This is a genomic window from Chryseobacterium sp. MEBOG06, from assembly GCF_021869765.1.
Taxonomy (GTDB): domain Bacteria; phylum Bacteroidota; class Bacteroidia; order Flavobacteriales; family Weeksellaceae; genus Chryseobacterium.
This window is the reverse complement of the sequence record NZ_CP084580.1, coordinates 4659126-4675898: the sequence shown is the minus strand read 5'-3', so window position 1 is coordinate 4675898 and position 16773 is coordinate 4659126. Positions and strand designations below refer to the sequence as shown.

At 35.9% G+C, this 16773-nt stretch carries 17 protein-coding genes; 4 read left to right on the top strand and 13 right to left on the bottom strand.

Annotation, left to right across the window (positions count from 1 at the left end):
• Positions 1-130: 130 nt before the first annotated feature.
• The 6 genes from LF887_RS21390 to pdxA all read right to left on the bottom strand — a co-directional run bounded on the left by LF887_RS21390 (position 131) and on the right by pdxA (position 5630).
• Positions 131-1024, bottom strand: a complete 894-nt coding sequence (locus LF887_RS21390; protein ID WP_236856282.1) for a tyrosine-protein phosphatase — start codon at positions 1022-1024, stop codon at positions 131-133.
• A gap of 564 nt (positions 1025-1588) precedes the next feature.
• Complete coding sequence (accC, locus tag LF887_RS21385; RefSeq protein ID WP_236856281.1) at positions 1589-2944, bottom strand: acetyl-CoA carboxylase biotin carboxylase subunit; 1356 nt, start codon at positions 2942-2944, stop codon at positions 1589-1591.
• Positions 2945-3042: 98 nt separating this feature from the next.
• On the bottom strand, positions 3043-3525 hold the full coding sequence (gene accB, locus LF887_RS21380; RefSeq protein WP_236856280.1) for an acetyl-CoA carboxylase biotin carboxyl carrier protein: 483 nt from the start codon (positions 3523-3525) through the stop codon (positions 3043-3045).
• Between the two features lie 127 nt (positions 3526-3652).
• The gene (rpmF, locus tag LF887_RS21375) at positions 3653-3856 is read right to left on the bottom strand and encodes a 50S ribosomal protein L32 (RefSeq protein ID WP_007843326.1); all 204 of its coding nucleotides are present in this window, start codon (positions 3854-3856) and stop codon (positions 3653-3655) included.
• Between the two features lie 67 nt (positions 3857-3923).
• Positions 3924-4454: a YceD family protein gene (locus tag LF887_RS21370; protein WP_236856279.1), complete on the bottom strand. Its 531-nt coding sequence runs from the start codon at positions 4452-4454 to the stop codon at positions 3924-3926.
• Positions 4455-4538: 84 nt separating this feature from the next.
• Complete coding sequence (gene pdxA / locus LF887_RS21365) at positions 4539-5630, bottom strand: 4-hydroxythreonine-4-phosphate dehydrogenase PdxA (protein ID WP_236856278.1); 1092 nt, start codon at positions 5628-5630, stop codon at positions 4539-4541.
• Positions 5631-5678: 48 nt separating this feature from the next.
• Between pdxA and LF887_RS21360 the strand changes: the two genes are divergently transcribed.
• From LF887_RS21360 to LF887_RS21350, 3 genes are read left to right on the top strand one after another with little or no spacing between them, the layout of a single operon-like run.
• Positions 5679-6263, top strand: a complete 585-nt coding sequence (locus tag LF887_RS21360) for a riboflavin synthase (protein ID WP_236856277.1) — start codon at positions 5679-5681, stop codon at positions 6261-6263.
• 1 nt (position 6264) lies between these two features.
• Complete coding sequence (locus LF887_RS21355) at positions 6265-7719, top strand: sensor histidine kinase (protein WP_236856276.1); 1455 nt, start codon at positions 6265-6267, stop codon at positions 7717-7719.
• The gene (locus LF887_RS21350) at positions 7719-8420 is read left to right on the top strand and encodes a tRNA1(Val) (adenine(37)-N6)-methyltransferase (protein ID WP_236856275.1); all 702 of its coding nucleotides are present in this window, start codon (positions 7719-7721) and stop codon (positions 8418-8420) included. Before LF887_RS21355 ends, LF887_RS21350 begins: the two co-directional genes overlap by 1 nt.
• Positions 8421-8442: 22 nt before the next feature.
• On the opposite strand, the gene LF887_RS21345 is transcribed toward LF887_RS21350, so the two are convergent.
• Positions 8443-9153 carry a cell division ATP-binding protein FtsE gene (locus LF887_RS21345; protein ID WP_101239222.1) on the bottom strand — a complete coding sequence of 237 codons (711 nt, stop codon included), beginning with the start codon at positions 9151-9153 and terminating at the stop codon, positions 8443-8445.
• Positions 9154-9307: 154 nt separating this feature from the next.
• Positions 9308-9466, bottom strand: a complete 159-nt coding sequence (gene rpmH / locus LF887_RS21340) for a 50S ribosomal protein L34 (RefSeq protein WP_034701860.1) — start codon at positions 9464-9466, stop codon at positions 9308-9310.
• A gap of 234 nt (positions 9467-9700) precedes the next feature.
• Between rpmH and LF887_RS21335 the strand changes: the two genes are divergently transcribed.
• Positions 9701-10705: a DHH family phosphoesterase gene (locus LF887_RS21335; RefSeq protein WP_236856274.1), complete on the top strand. Its 1005-nt coding sequence runs from the start codon at positions 9701-9703 to the stop codon at positions 10703-10705.
• A 7-nt stretch (positions 10706-10712) separates the two neighbouring features.
• On the opposite strand, the gene LF887_RS21330 is transcribed toward LF887_RS21335, so the two are convergent.
• From LF887_RS21330 to tilS, 5 genes are all read right to left on the bottom strand, one after another.
• Positions 10713-11510: a patatin-like phospholipase family protein gene (locus LF887_RS21330; RefSeq protein ID WP_236856273.1), complete on the bottom strand. Its 798-nt coding sequence runs from the start codon at positions 11508-11510 to the stop codon at positions 10713-10715.
• 74 nt (positions 11511-11584) lie between these two features.
• Entirely contained in the window at positions 11585-12367 is a 783-nt protein-coding gene (locus LF887_RS21325; protein WP_236856272.1) for an alpha/beta fold hydrolase, read from the bottom strand.
• A 253-nt stretch (positions 12368-12620) separates the two neighbouring features.
• Positions 12621-13145 carry a biopolymer transporter ExbD gene (locus tag LF887_RS21320; protein WP_236856271.1) on the bottom strand — a complete coding sequence of 175 codons (525 nt, stop codon included), beginning with the start codon at positions 13143-13145 and terminating at the stop codon, positions 12621-12623.
• 214 nt (positions 13146-13359) lie between these two features.
• Positions 13360-15423, bottom strand: coding sequence for a protein-disulfide reductase DsbD family protein (locus tag LF887_RS21315; RefSeq protein WP_236856270.1), 2064 nt, complete (start codon positions 15421-15423; stop codon positions 13360-13362).
• Positions 15413-16762 (bottom strand): tRNA lysidine(34) synthetase TilS, encoded by a 1350-nt coding sequence (gene tilS, locus LF887_RS21310; RefSeq protein ID WP_236856269.1) that lies wholly within the window; start codon positions 16760-16762, stop codon positions 15413-15415. Before tilS ends, LF887_RS21315 begins: the two co-directional genes overlap by 11 nt.
• Positions 16763-16773: the final 11 nt, after the last annotated feature.

Below are 16773 nucleotides of genomic sequence, written 5' to 3'. Positions count from 1 at the left end.
GCAGTAGACGGGTGTCATTAAAGTGTATTTTAAGGTTGTGCTATACCGTTGTAGAAAATATTCCTTGAGCATCTCAGGGATGTAGGTTTTATATCTTTACAACTTAATTTTTTGTTTTTAATTATAAATTTTATTGGGAAAGAAGATTCTTTTTAATTTTCTCCTGAGTAGCCCTGTCAATATTCAGCCCTTTTTCAAAATAATTTTCTATTGAACCATAATTGTTCTGAACAGCTGTAAAAGCAGCATCAAGGTATTCTTTTTTCACGCCCAAAACATCAAGGATAATATTTTCTTCTCCGCCAGCGGATACAAAATCTTCGATTTCTTTCTTGTATGCAGGAACTAAGTAGGTATTTGAATCTAAATAATTGCTGTAAATCTGATCTTTGGGAGTTCCTAGGAGGCTCAAAAGAGAGGCTGCAGCCCAACCTGTTCTGTCTTTTCCAGCCGTGCAGTGAAAAAGAGCAGGTAGATTTTTTCCATTGGCTAGGGAAAGGAAAAAATCATGATAGGCTTTTTTAGCACTTGGCAGCACTATAAGGTCCAAATAAATCTGTTTAAATAACTCAACGGCCTTGCCGTTACCCAGAGCCTTATTAACTTCTACAGGATTTTGTAATGTTTTTCCTAATGTGGCAGCACCTACAGTACTGGCATCTGCCAGAACATCCAGCCAGACTTCTTTTACACTTCCGGGAATTTGATCCGGAGATTCTGATCTTTCTGCAGCCGTCCTTAAATCGTAAACGGTTTTTAAATGCAGGGCATCTATTTTCGATTCATCTTCTGTTGAAATCGGATTCAGCTGGTTGGAACGGTATAACAGGCCAGTTTTTATTTTTTTGCCGTCTGCTGTATCGTAGCCACCTAAATCTCTGAGATTAGGGATAGACGGGATATTAAGATTAGCTCCTGCACTGAGGGTATGCATGGATTCTGTTTTTACTGTTTTGTTGCAGCCTAAAATTGGGGTCATCATTAATAATACAATAGTTTTTTTAATACGGTTTCTTTTTATCATATTGTTTTTAAAAGCAGAGTTTGATTCGTTTACTCACATTCCATTTTTCTCTTTCTATACCAACGAATTTACAATATTATGGGCGAGAATCAAGTGCTTTTAAATCATTTACATTATATTATTGAAAATGGTTTATAATTTACTTTCATTGTTTCAAAAAGAAAAAACAAAAGAATGTAAATAGATTCCCTTTTCATCTTTGTTTCAGGAGAAAGCAGAGAGTTTTATTTTTATTATAAGGATTATTTAAATTTTAGAGCATCAAAAGTTGAGGTTTCATATAATGGTATTTTGGCTTTTATATCAGATATATCTCTTTTAAATTTTGAATAAGATTATTCACTTATGATTTTTATAACAGAAATTTCACCTACAATATTAATCAGGGTCTGTCTTTCTCAGCCAGGTACAAATAAAGTGCAGAAAATGAATATCTTATATAGTGTTTTCTTCATTTTGAAGATGAAAATGGGCTGTCTAAGTGAAGATAATGAATAATTTTATGATTTATAAAGCAAACAGGCGGTTCAATGAACCGCCTGTTGTTATCTGGATGATGTAATCTTAATGATTATCATATTTTTTATCCATTACAAAATCTTCCATGAATTTTGTAGTATAGTTTCCTGCAAGATAATCTTCATTATCCATCAGCTGTCTGTGGAAAGGAATAGTAGTTTTTACTCCTTCAATATAGAATTCCTCAAGGGCACGTCTCATTTTTGCAATAGCTTCCTCACGGGTTTGTGCCGTAGTGATGATCTTAGCAATCATAGAGTCATAGTTGGAAGGGATTGTATATCCTGAATACACGTGAGTATCTACTCTTATTCCGTGTCCGCCCGGGATATTTAATCCTGTGATTTTCCCTGGAGACGGTCTGAAGTCTGCATAAGGATCTTCCGCATTGATTCTACATTCAATAGAGTGCAGTTTCGGGTAATAGTTGATTCCTGAAATAGGAGTTCCCGCAGCAAGAAGAATTTGTTCTCTGATCAGGTCATAATCAATTACCTGTTCAGTGATAGGGTGTTCTACCTGGATTCTTGTATTCATTTCCATGAAATAGAAATTTCTGTGTTTGTCTACAAGGAATTCGATAGTTCCCACACCTTCATATCCAATGAATTCAGCAGCTTTTACAGCAGCATCACCCATTTTTTCACGAAGTTCATCTGTCATGAAAGGAGAAGGAGTTTCTTCAGTTAATTTCTGATTTCTTCTCTGTACAGAACAGTCTCTTTCAGAAAGGTGGCAAGCTTTACCATATTGGTCTCCGGCAACCTGAATTTCGATGTGTCTAGGCTCTTCAATCAGTTTTTCCATATACATACCTCCGTTTCCGAAGGCAGCTACCGCTTCCTGAATTGCAGATTCCCAGTGCTCTTTAAGGTCTTCCGCTTTCCAAACAGCTCTCATCCCTTTACCTCCACCACCTGCAGTCGCTTTGATCATTACCGGGTATCCTGTTTCTTCAGCAACCTTTACAGCATGCTCGTAAGATTCAATCAAACCGTCAGAACCTGGTACACAAGGTACACCTGCTGCTTTCATGGTAGCCTTAGCGTTCGCTTTGTCTCCCATTTTCTCAATCTGTTCAGGAGAAGCACCAATAAATTTGATACCGTTCTTCTGGCAGATTCTTGAGAAGTTAGCATTTTCAGATAAGAATCCATAACCTGGGTGAATTGCATCAGCATTGGTAATTTCTGCAGCGGCAATAATGTTAGGTATTTTAAGGTATGAGTCTTTGCTCATAGCAGGGCCAATACAAACTGCTTCATCCGCAAATCTTACGTGAAGACTGTCTTTATCAGCAGTAGAGTATACTGCAACGGTTTTGATCCCCATTTCTTTACAAGTACGTAAAATACGCATTGCAATTTCGCCACGATTGGCTATTAATATTTTTTTGAACATCTTCTTCAATTTGAAAATTAGATAATTTGAAAATCAGATAATGTTATTTCAATGTAGAATTTAATCTAACACCTAACGTCTAACATCTAACATCTAAATTAAGATGGATCTACTAAGAATAATGGTTGGTCGTATTCTACAGGAGTAGCATCATCCACTAGGATCTTAACGATTTTTCCGCTGATCTCAGATTCAATCTGGTTGAATAATTTCATTGCTTCAATTACACAAACAACTTTACCTACAGAAACATCATCACCTACATTTGCAAATACATCTTTGTCCGGAGATGGTTTTCTATAGAATGTTCCGATCATTGGAGATTTGATAGTTACATATTTGCTGTCATCAGAAGCGGCTTCAGCTTTCTCAGCAGCAGGAGCAACTGGAGCTGCAGCAGGTGCAGGAGCAGCTACCGCTTGAGGAGCTGTATGGTATACTGCAGGTTGTGCATATACAGCATCGCTTCCAGCTAATGGAGTTTTAATAGTGATTTCGAAATCTTTAGTCTTGTACTTTACTTCAGAAACTTCAGCTTTAGATACAAACTTAATAAGATTTTGTATGTCTTTAATGTCCATAAATTTGATATTTGATTTTGGGTCAAAGATACCAAAAAAACGTAAAAAACAACAAAAAACCGCCAAATTTTATCAAAATTGGGCGGTTTTTGTATTAAAATGAGGCTTTTTCAGTGAAAAGCGACTCTTAGTTTTCTTCAGTAGTAGCTACTTCTTTTTCCAATACTACTTTACCTCTGTAGTAAAGTTTTCCTTCATGCCAGTGAGCTCTGTGGTATAGGTGAAGCTCTCCTGTTGTTGCATCTTTAGCTAATTGAGGAACTACAGCTTTGTAGTGAGTTCTTCTCTTATCTCTTCTTGTAGACGACTGTCTTCTCTTTGGATGTGCCATTTTCTAATAACTTTTTTAATTGATGAGCGATGAGATTCATCATCTCATCATATTTAAATTATTCTATTTAATTATTGTCTCTTAATTTTCTTAAAGCGTCCCATCTCGGATCATTTTCATGTTCCTCCTCTTCAGCTTCTTCAACGTCTTTCGGACCGAACTGATCAAGAATCTCCAGATCTTCATCATTTATATTCGGTGAAATCTTTTTCATGGGGATGGAAAGCATTACATTTTCATAAATCAAATGTGCTACATTGAAAGCATGCTCGCCGGTAGGAATGGTAATGACATCTTCATTGCTGTCATCATATTCTTCTCCGAAATTCACCAGAATTTTGATTTCATTCTCGATAGGATAGTCGAAATCTTCATTTGTGATATCACAAACCAACTCTACTAAACCTTTTATCTTAATCACAAACTCTAAAAAAGTAGTGTGCTTATCTAATAAAGCAATTACTTCTATTCTAGGAGTTGTAAATTCCTGTTCAGTGTCAAATAATTGAAAGAACGTTTTATCGATCTCAAACTTGAACTCGTGGCTTCCGTTTTTAAGTCCGGAAAAGCTTACGTCATAGTTTCTTAACTTGTCCATAAAATGAGTGTGCAAAAATATGCATTTTTTTTATAATAACAAATAAAATTCAAAACAAATTAATTTAAAATTTGTTTTAATGATTTATCCTTCAGTTTCCTCAGGAAGATCCTCGTCTATTCCATTGTCAACAACCATTTTTCTAGGCTGTAGACGATTTTCCATCAGTTCACCGTATTCACATCTGTTCTTGAAAATTTTAATCGCAGTAAAAATAGCTTCTGTAAAACTCTGCTCATCGGCAACGTTCTTTCCTGCAATATCATAGGCCACTCCATGGTCCGGAGAAGTCCTGATAAAAGGAAGCCCTGCTGTATAATTCACTCCTTCTTCATAAGCTAGTGTCTTAAAGGGAGCAAGCCCCTGATCATGATACATGGCTAAAACCGCATCAAAATTTTTATATTTATTGGGTTGGAAGAAGCTGTCTGCCGGGAAAGGCCCGAATGTCAGTATTCCATTATCAGAAAGTTCTTTAATAGCTGGAGCAATGATTTCAATTTCTTCTGTGCCAATCACGCCGCCATCTCCGGCATGAGGATTTAATCCTAATACGGCAATTTTAGGCTTCTGGATACAGAAATCCTCAATCAGGGTCTGGTTTAATACTCTGATCTGTTTCTTTATTTTTTCTTTAGAAATATTCTCTGCAATCTGCGCAATAGGAATATGGTGAGTAGATACAGCTACTTTAAGATCTTCAGTAACCAGGAACATTAATCCTTTTTTATTGAATTTCTCTTCAAAATAGCCGGTGTGCCCGGCATGTTTAAAGCCCATTTTTACCATTTCATCCTTATTGATAGGAGCTGTTACCAGAACATCAATGTCACCTTTTATTAAAGCTTCAGTTGCTGCTTCCAAAGAATCAATAGCCATTCTGGTAGATTCTTCAGTGGGAACTCCCAATTCTACATTCACATTTTCTTTGGTAAGGTTTACCATATTAAGTTTTCCTGCCTGGGCCTGTGAAGCTTCATTAACGTAGTTGAAATTAAGATTCAGCTTAAAAATATTTTTCTGATAAGTGAATAATTTTCCCGACCCAAAAATTACAGGAGTGAAAAAATCTGTAATGGTTTTGTCTTTCAGCGACTTCATAATGATCTCCGGACCGATGCCATTGAAATCACCGATTGAAATTCCTACTCGTACTTTATGGTTTTTTGGGCTCATTTTGATTATCTTTGAAGATTATAATTTACAAATTTAGCAAAAAATAATATGTTCACAGGAATTATTGAAGCAGTTGGTGTTATTGAAAAGATTGAAGAAAAAGGAAGTAACATAGATTTCACCCTGACATGCCCTTTTACAAGCGAGCTTAAAATTGATCAAAGTCTGGCACACAACGGTTGCTGCCTTACTGTGGTTGAGATTAAAGATAGCCAATATGTAGTAACAGCCATCAATGAAACATTAGAAAAGACGAATCTTGGAAAATGGGAATTAGGAACTGTTGTGAATCTGGAGCGATGCATGAAGATGGACGGAAGATTAGACGGCCATATCGTTCAGGGGCACGTTGACAAAACCGGTGAGGTTGTAGGGATTGAAAATAAAGACGGAAGCTACTTTATTACCATGAAATATGAAGAAGACGGAAACTTTGTGACGGTTCCTCAGGGCTCAATTACTGTTAACGGAATCAGTCTTACCGTTGCAAAAAGTGAAGACGCACAGTTCTCTGTAGCTATTATTCCTTACACATGGGAATTTACAAATATGCAGCATCTGAAAATTGGTGATAAAGTAAATCTGGAATTTGACATCATTGGTAAGTATATTGCTAGGTTAATTAAAAGGTAAGATGTCGATTAATAAATATAAAGGATATAGCTTAAGAAACCGTGTTTTTTTCGGTTTCTTACTGGTATGTTTTTTAAGCGTTGTGGCAACTTCACTGGTTCCTTATTTTGTTCTAAGGAACAATTCCCTGCAGCAGAGTAATATTGATATGCAGGAGAAAACCAATGCTGTAATGAGGTATCTGGATTATGCAGTAAGCCGTACATTGGTAGAAACAAAAGACCTTCCGAAGGTTCTGGGGAATAAGATCTTTGAAATAGCAGATATCAACCAGCACGATATTGTTATTTATGATCTCAAAGGAAATTATTTGCTTTCAAATAAAGATGAAAGTCTGATAGAGCAGAAAACCCTTCCCATAGATATTATTAACAAGATTTTATCCACAGATGCAAGAGTGGATCTGACAAGATATGATGCCGCCAAAGATGCCAAGCTTACTTCTTCCTATCTTCTTTTGAAAAATAATGAGCTGGAGCCGATAGGTGTTGTTTATATTCCTTTATATCATAACGAATCTGCATATCTTGATGTCCTTCATCAGTATGTTAAATATATTCTTTTAGTTGATATATTCCTTATTCTATTCAGTATATGGATCAGCTGGGTAACGTCTAACAGTCTTGCGAAAACCATTACAAAATTCTCTGATATGATTACACGTATTACATTGTTTGAAAATGAAATGCGTCCTATCAGGTACTATAAGAACGATGAGCTTAATGCTTTGGCTAGAGCGTATAACAGAATGATTCTGCAAATTCAGGATCAAAAAGAGAGATTGCGTTTTAAAGCTTCTGAAGAAGCTTGGAGGGAAATGGCAAAGCAGGTTGCTCATGAGGTTAAAAATCCTTTGACTCCCATGAAGCTTACTATTCAGAATTTCGAAAGAAAATTTGATCCGGCAGATCCCAATATCAAAGAAAGAGTAAAGCAGATGAGCAAGACGATGGTAGATCAGATAGACCTGATTGCCACTGTAGCATCGGCTTTTTCAGAATTTGCAAAACTCCCTGAAAAAAATAATGAAGTTATCAATCTGAATACAGAAGTGGAAGATATTCTTCGTGTATTCAATGATGACAGCATCTTTATGCATGCCAACAAAAGTAATATTATGATCAATATGGATAGAATTTATTTATCCAGGATTATAACAAACCTTGTCACTAATGCTAAACAGGCCGAAAGTGATGAAAGGAAACTTATCATCAATGTAGATGTAGAGCAGCATCAAAGGAGAGTGATCGTGTCCGTTCAGGATAATGGAATCGGAATTCCTGAAAATATGTACGAAAGGATTTTTGAACCTAATTTTACCTCCAAAAGTAGTGGAATGGGGCTTGGATTATCCATGGTAAGAAAAATGATTGAGGATTATAAAGGGGAGATCTCTGTGAAATCAGAAGTAGGAAAGGGGTCGACTTTCATTATTACACTGCCTACCAATTTATAGTGAAGCCTTTTAAGTTTAAACAATTTGAAATTCAGCAATCTAAAGACGTCTTCCGTGTGGGAACAGACGGGGTTCTTCTTGGAGCTTTGGCAAAGGTTGAGACCAGGTTTTGTGTTTTGGAAATAGGAACAGGAACCGGCCTTATTTCATTAATGCTGGCTCAAAGAAATAATCAGGCTTCTTTTTTAGGATTAGATATTAATGAAGAGGCTGCCGCACTTACAACGCTCAATTTCGAAAATTCTCCTTTTCGGTCAAGATTGAAAAATAAACATCAGGATTTTAAAACTTTTGAAACCCAGGAGAAATTTGATCTTATTGTTTCAAACCCTCCTTATTTTGAAGAATCCGGATCTGAGAAAGATAAAATTGCCCGTCAAACAGTTGAATTAAATTTCAGGCAGCTGATCACCAATGCTGCTCATATTCTATCTGAAAACGGACTTCTGTCTGTTATTATTCCAGTTGAAGCTGGAGATGTTTTCATTTCAATTGCAGAAGAAAATAACTTGTTTCTGAGCAATAGACTGAATATTAAAGGTATTGAGAATTCAAAAACAAAAAGACTGATTCTTGAGTTTTCTTTAGAGAAAAAAGAAATGACCGAATCTGAATTTATTATAGAAAAAAGTCCGAGAATGTACTCGGACCAATATCTTGAACTCACCAGTGAGTTTCATATTTTTAAAGATAAAAATTAGAAGTTTCTAGATCTTTTAATTCTTATTCAAATAATTCTGCAGTATCTAGTACAGAAACTTTTCCGTCTTCACATCTGATAGCTTCTCCCGGGAAGTTTTGAATCATATGATAATCATGGGTTGCCATTACTACTGCCGCACCGTTTTCAAGGGCTACCTGCTTCAATAGGGTCATGATTTCGTTAGATGTTTCAGGGTCTAGATTACCAGTCGGCTCATCCGCTAAAATAAGATCCGGGTGGTTAAGAAGGGCTCTTGCGATGGCAATACGCTGCTGCTCACCTCCGGAAAGTTCGTGTGGCATTTTGTGCTTTTTGCTTTTCATGTTCACGCTTCCCAGTACCTCATTGATTCGGTCTTCCATTTTTACTTTATCATTCCATCCGGTTGCTTCAAGGACGAATTTTAAGTTTTTCTCAACGGTTCTGTCAGAAAGCAATTGGAAATCCTGAAATACAATACCCAGTTTTCTTCTTAGATTAGGAATATCAGAAGGTTTTAACTTTGCCAGATCAAATCCTACAACAGCTCCGTGTCCTGATGCTAAAGGAATATGTCCGTAAAGCGTCTTTAAAAGTGAGCTTTTTCCGGAACCTGTTTTTCCGATAAGATAGCAGAATCTGCCTTTTTTAATGTTAAGATTTACATCAGAAAGAACAGTGAAGTTTTTTTGGGCAATCTTTGCGTGTTGTAAACTTATGATGTTGTCTCCGGAGATATTAGTATGTGGCATAATTAAATTTTAAAGGCTGTTTCTGATAAAAAATTTTCAACTTTTAAAAATAGAAAAAAGAAGTTAATATCGACTAAATTTTAGTAAATTTTAACAACAAAAAATGCCTGAAAAGCAACTTCTCAAGCATGATTTGTATATGATAATAAAAAGATTATCTCTTAGCGCGTGCAGCACTTACAGTTAAACTCTTTCTGCCTTTAGCTCTTCTCGCAGCCAAAACTCTTCTTCCATTTGGCGTAGACATTCTTTCTCTGAAACCGTGTTTGTTTCTCTTTTTTCTTTCTGATGGCTGGAATGTTCTTTTACTCATTACTATATGTTTAAATCGTAATTAATCTATTAATTTTCAGGTTGCAAAGATATATAAATTTTTATAAGTTACAAACTTTAATTATTTTTTTTTGAAATTAAATGAGATGTTTTTCAATCAAAGTTTTATAAACCCCGATAAGAAACCCAATTCCCGGTGCAAAAATAATATTTAAATGATTTATATAAAAGCTCTATCTTTGAAAACTTTAATTTTAACGAAAATAAACACCAGATGTTTACACCAGCAGAACTTTTAGATATTAATACATTACTAACACCTGAAAACAAAATAGTTATCCTGACGCACTACAATCCGGATGGTGATGCTATTGGTTCCAGCCTGGGATTGAAACATTATTTAAAGGCAAAAGGAATCCATGCCGAGGTTATTGTACCTAATGATTTTCCGAAATTTCTGAAATGGATGCCGGAAGCCAAAAAAGTGATTATCGCAGAATATAAAAGAAAACTGGCTTCTGATATGATTGCCGGAGCAGATGTTATCTTCTGTCTGGATTTTAATTCTCCGTCAAGAATAGGATTACTGGGAGACTGGTTGGTAAAAGCCGAAGGCAAGAAAATTCTTATCGACCACCACCAACAGCCTGAACCATTTGATTTTGTGTACTCAGATACAGTGATTCCCGCAACTTCACAGATGATTTATCATTTTATAGAAGTGATGGAAGATGAGAAGTTGGTGAACCAGGATATGGCAGAATGTCTTTATACAGGGATTATGACAGATACCGGAGGTTTTCGTTTTCGTTCAACCAGTGCTACAACGCACAGAATCATTGCAAACTTAATAGAAAAAGGAGCGGATCCTGCTATGATTACTTCCAATACCTGGGATACCAACACGGTTTCCCGTCTTCATTTGCTGGCTTTGGTGCTGGGAAGAATAGAAGTGGTAAATGAAGGTACAGTAGCTGTTTTGAGCCTTACAAGAAATGAGCTTAAAGAGTTTGGCTTCCAGAAAGGAGATACCGAAGGTTTTGTAAACTATGGTTTAAGTATTGCCGGAGTAAAAATGTCAGCCTTTTTCATGGAAGACCTTTACGAAGATTTTGTGAAAATTTCTTTCAGAAGTAAAGATGACGTAGACGTGAACCAATTCTCCAGAAAATATTTCAACGGAGGAGGGCATATTAATGCTGCAGGTGGAAAATCTAATGACTCGCTGCCTGGTACTATTGAAACTTTCAAAACCAGATTGGCAGAAGAAAACCTATAAGAGAAACTTATTCAAGTTTTTTATATCCCTTTTCCTCAAGCTCCTGACAAGTGTATTCATACATCTGCTGAAACATTTCATCCATATATTTCTTGCTAAAAAGACTGTACTTAGTCATTTTAGGAGGGTCCAGGAAGATATCACAGTGTTTCACCTTAGAATATACAGATTTGGCAATAGCCAGGTGGAGGATTCTGTCGAATTCTTTCAGCAGGCTCATTTTGTTCAATTCATCATAGCTGAGCGAATTAACATGGGAGGCAATAAGGAAATCACACTTGTCAATAATAGGTTCGATTGGAAGGTTGTCTAAAACACCGCCATCTACGTAAATTTTGTCCCCAATTCTTACCGGAGGAAGAATGAACGGAACACTTGATGAAGCCAGTAATGGACCAAAAAGCGGTCCTTCAGAAAAGAAATCAACAATGCCATGTGTCATTTCTGTGGCAGCAACATATACCGGGATTTCCAGAATATTGAAATTATCTTCAGGGAAATAGTCGGTAAGAAGTTTTAAAATGAAATTAGAGCTGAAAATCCCGTTTTTTGATAGTTTTAATGAAGATCTGGAGAAAAAAGAAGTCTGTCTTACAATTTCCATCATCTCATCGGGTGTTTTTCCAAAAGAATAAAAAGCACCAATGATGGAGCCTGCGCTTGTCCCTGAAATAATGTGGGGTTTCAGATCGTATTCTTCCAAAGCCTTCAGAACGGCAATATGGGCAATTCCACGCATTCCTCCGCCTGAAAGTGTAAGTCCAATAATCGGTGGTTTCTTTTTTTTGAACGAAAATAACGCCATTATAAAAATTATCCTCTACTAAGATACAGGATTTTTTTGTAATTACAGACTTAAGCTTCTTTCATATTTGAATGTTATAAAATAAGATTTTTCGGAAGATTATGAAGAAGTTCGGTGTTGATTATTTCTGCACAGATCACTGGTTTCTCCCAATGTCCGTTATGCCCGCAGTCCAGTATATAAGATTTTATATTGGTTCTGTCCGGAAGGTTTTTGATCATGATATCTGTTTTTACAGCATTATCATGTTTTCCTGCCAATACTAAGATTTTGGCTTCCAGATTTTGAATAATATGCTTCTTGTCCGTTCTCTCCACCATCCCTTTTACACAGGCCAGAGCCCCAAGATTATTAGTGGCAAGTGCTGTTTCCAGCGCCGTTTCAATTTTTCCTTCCAGAATATCTCTTTCATTAGGATTGAATAGATTAGGTACTCCCACTCTGGCATAATGGGCAAAAGCATCCCTGATGATTCTGTAGCTTTTAACGCGCTGTTGTTTTTTCTCTTCATCATCTGCAAAATAAGTAGAGAAAAATAACGTCAAGCTTTTTAAAGAATCAGGATACTTTTCAGCAAATGCCAATGAAGTATAGCCGCCCATGGAATGTCCCAGAAGATGTATATTCTTTACATTCTGGTTATCCAAAACTTTTTTTACTTCATCTGCCATAAGTTCCATAGTGTGAACTTCGCCTAGGGTTTCGGACTGCCCATGACCTGGAAGATCAATTTTTAACAATGAAAAATCTTTAGAAAGATGGGGCTCCATATCATTCCAGATAGACAGGTTTTCCATAAAACCGTGAAGTAGTACCAGAGTTTCTTTTCCATTTCCTTTTCTCTCAAAGTTCAGCATGATTCCAAATTATAGAAGGTTAAAATAAAGCAGCAATAATCAAGAAATTAATTCCTGATCGATTGCCTATTCAAATTTAAACAAAAAAGAGGAATATTTGGCCACCCGTAATCTATTTGAAATGATAATCTTTTTTATGATTATCAAAAGCTTCAAGACTATCAGCAGCATCAGAATTGTCTGTTGAATTATTCCCGATGAATATCTTAAACTGCATCAAAAAGGCTGTCTCATTACTGAAACAGCCTTCTCTTTATTGAACTAACTCTTTATAAATTTTTGTTTCCCAGGGCTTGATGTCAGTAACACCATAGCGCTCTTTTTTAGCAATAGCGAGATTATCCAGCATATCTACAAAGTTTTTGTAGTTGGCTTCATCTGTCGGCTTCACGATCACCGTGAAGTTTTCAGGACTCGGAGCGTTTTTATAAGCTTCAGAAATGATTTTTGAAATTTTTATTCCACTAAAATCAGTTTCTTTTAGGTTGCCTGCGTTCAGGTCTTTCTGGTTGCTTTGATGATAAAACACCCTGTTGTCTTTACCAAGAATGAAGGTAACTTGATTTTTATCCCCAATCACTGGTGTTTTTCTGGGATTGGGATTAGGGTCTTTTGCCGGTAGTCCAAGGTCCATTACATTAGGTTTTGTAAAATTGGTCGTGAACATGAAGAAAGTGATAAGCAGAAATCCTAAATCTACCATAGGAGTCATATCTACTCTGATCAATTTTTTCTTTTGCTTGCCGCTCTGTTTTTCTTGTGCGATTACTTCAGCCATAATTAATACTTTAAAATGTTAAACGGTATTTGATGAAAACTTTAAAAAGCCGATCGGTGTTTTGATGAATTGATACAAAGTTTATACCTAAACATGTAAATTGATAATAAATTTCAAATTTAATTATTGTATTTTACTTAAATCCTGTTAAAATCAATGTATTAAAAAAGCCTTATCAATTTACTGATAAGGCTGAAATTATATTGATTACAATCTATTTATTATTCTTGAAGTAATTAACTCCGCATTCCAGGAATTTCTTAAAATCCTCTTTTGGCATATAGCCTGAAACAGGGTTGTTGATTACCTTACCGTCAGGAGTAATTAAAACATAATGAGGCTGCGAATTATTGTTAAAGTTAACCTGCTGGAATAAGCTCCATCTGTCACCTATTGTTTTTACTTTTTTTACCTGCCCTTCTCCAAGGTCAATTTTAGTTTTTTGATCCTCAGGAAGCTCTTCTTTATCGTCTACATAAAGCGATGCCAGTACAACATCATTCTGGAGAATAGGTAAAATATCCGGCTCACTCCATACGAACTCTTCCATTTTTCTACAGTTTTCACATCCATATCCTGTAAAGTCAATTAAGATAGGTTTGTTCTCCTTTTTCGCAATTTCTATGGCTTTGAAAAAATCATGTTCAGGATGCATTCCCAAAATTCCGTCTTTTTCATCATGAAAATAACTTACATTAAGTGGAGGTAAAATACCACTTAAAAGCTGAAGCTTCGGACGTTCAGATGGAATCAAACCCTGTATAAGATACACCACAAAACCGATTCCCAATACCCCTAATATTTTTCTTGACATAGAAATTTTAGGCTTCTTATCATCATGCGGGAATCTGATAAATCCTAATAGATATAAAGCTAATCCCAGTGCGATAATAATCCAGATCGCAATGAAAAGCTCTCGTTTTAACAAGAATGTCTTAGATACAAGATCTGCCTTAGATAAGAATTTTAATGCTAAAGCCAATTCTACGAACCCTAAAACTACTTTCACGGTATTCATCCAGCCTCCAGATTTCGGAAGACTTTGTAATGCCTGAGGGAATAAAGCTAATAATCCGAAAACAATAGCCCATGCCAATCCAAACCCAGCCAGTGCAAATGTTAATAACATAGGAACATTGGATGATCCTGTTACTGCACTTCCTAATAAACTTCCTAAAATAGGACCCGTACATGAGAAAGATACAATTACCAGAGTAAGTGCCATGAAGAATATACCAATGATACCACCGGCTTCTTCAGCTCTTGAAGACTTATTGGCAATAGAGCTTGGTAAGGTAATATCATAATACCCAAAGAAGCTTCCTGCAAAGAAGATGAATATAATAAAGAATGCAATATTAAGCCATACACTTGTAGAAATTTCGTTGAAGATATTTCCTGCAATTCCGTCAATAATATGGAAAGGAATACTTAGTAAGATGAAAATAAGAAGGATGAAAAATCCATATATAATAGCATCTCGCTTTCCTTTTGCTTTGTTTTTGTTACCCTTTGTGAAAAATGAAACCGTTAAAGGGATCATTGGAAAAACACAAGGTGTCAGTAAAGCAATTAAGCCGCCAATAAATCCTAAAAACAGATACGTCCAGTAGTTTTCATCCATTTTAGGTGTTGCAATTCCACAGTCTGTTAATGGATTTTTGAAATCTAATGTTTTAATTTTTAACTGCTTAGGATCCAGCATTGACGTTTCGGCAATGGTCATTTCTTTCTTAGAAGGCGTTTCGCTAACCATTTCTACAGATTTTGCTGAATCTTTTGCCATTTTTTCAGGGGCAACTTCTTCTTCTGTTGCTCCTTTTGGAGTCACTTTTTGATTGAACTCTAAAGTATTTGGGGCAAGGCAAACTCTGTCGTCGCAAGTCTGATAGGTAATTTCAGAAATAACATCAGCAGGTTTTGTTGGATCTTTTAATTTGAATTTTTGCTTAAACCCAGCTGTATTGGAGTAGAAAACAATGGTTCCTCCAAAAGCTTCGGAAAACTCTTCATGCTTTTTACCCGTTTCCGTAAACTTTCCGATCAGTTCAATATTTTTTCCTGAAACCTTATATTCGGTTGGAATTCCCGTATCTTCCGGTAAGTCCTTAGAGTAAATATGCCAGCCGCTTTCCATGGTAGCATTCAAAACCGCTTCGTATTGGTTGTTACCAAGATCGTTGACAGTAAATTTAAACTTTACAGGATTTTTTATCTGTGCATTAATTCCTGTTGCTAAAAATAGTAGAATTAATAAAAACCAATTTCTAAATTTCATTGTTCATTTTATTAAAAATTTTAAGACTCCATTTGGTCTTTTCATTTGTTGCATATCTTCTGTCTTGTCTGAAAGGAATGATTCCAAGTACGGAATTGTTACTGTCAGTCAGTATCCAAGTTTTTTGCCTCGCTAAAATAGATAATTTTTCGTCCCTAAAAAACTTAGAAACTTTCTTTTTCCCCGAAAACCCCATCGGATAAAATTCATCACCGTCTTCTTGCTTTCTCAAACTAAGTGGGAAATGAAGTTTTTCAGCATCAAACTCCCATTCAAAAGCCTTATTGATTCCATCAATGTTTCCAATAGTATCTACGAAATTGATACTCATCCGGTTTTGTTTGAAATCAAAATGGTCAATCACGATCTCTTTGGTGCCGATAGCCTGCTTTTTACTTCTATCAATGAATATTAACTCATCACGATTAACGGTCAGTTGGTATTCTTTTGAAAAAAAAGAACTGTTATTCTCAGCTTTAAAAATTTTAGGGATCTCTTCTTCCTGGGTGAAACCGTATTTTTTTAAAATTTCAAACTTTACAAAATCGCTTTCCTGATCCAGCTTTTCCTTTGATAAGATTTTATACTCCGGGTTAAATAGTGTAAGCGTATTTTCTATTTTCTCAATCTGTTGTTGAACAAAATCCTTAGCCTGATTCAGGTAAAAAGAACTCTTTTTGAAGTTCTCGAGAAAATGGTCATTGGTTTCCATCAATGTGGGAACAATTTCATTTCTGATTTTATTTCTTAAATAGTCGCTTTTTTTATTCGAAAGATCTTCCCGGAATTCAATATTGTTTTCCTCAGCAAACCGGTAAATTTCTTTTTTTGAAAATGATAAAAGCGGACGCAAGGTGTTATTATCATTGGAAGGAATGCCACTCAGCCCATTGATGCCTGCTGCTTTAGAAAGATTAATGATAAAGGTTTCCAATTGATCATTCAGATGATGAGCAGTAACAAGAAACTTAAGTTTTTCTTTTTCCTGAATCTCTCTAAAGAATCGATAACGCAGCTCTCTTGCCCAAAGCTGAATAGAATTTTCAGGTTTTTGATCCTTTTCCGAAACTTCATACAGGTGGAATTTTATATGATTTTTCTCACAAAAATCCTGTACGACTTTCTGATCCAGATCTGAATCATTGCCTCGCAGTTTGTAGTTAATGTGAGCGATCTGGAATTCCGGTTCCAAATCCTGTGAAAAGTCTCTTAAATCGCTGAATAAACTGGCTAAGACCATAGAGTCTGCCCCTCCGCTCACTGCCAAAAGATAAGTGTGAGTGCCAGGCTGATAGACGAGATTTTCTAATTGGTAGATGAAGGTTGATTTTTTCAACATATTTGTTGAGA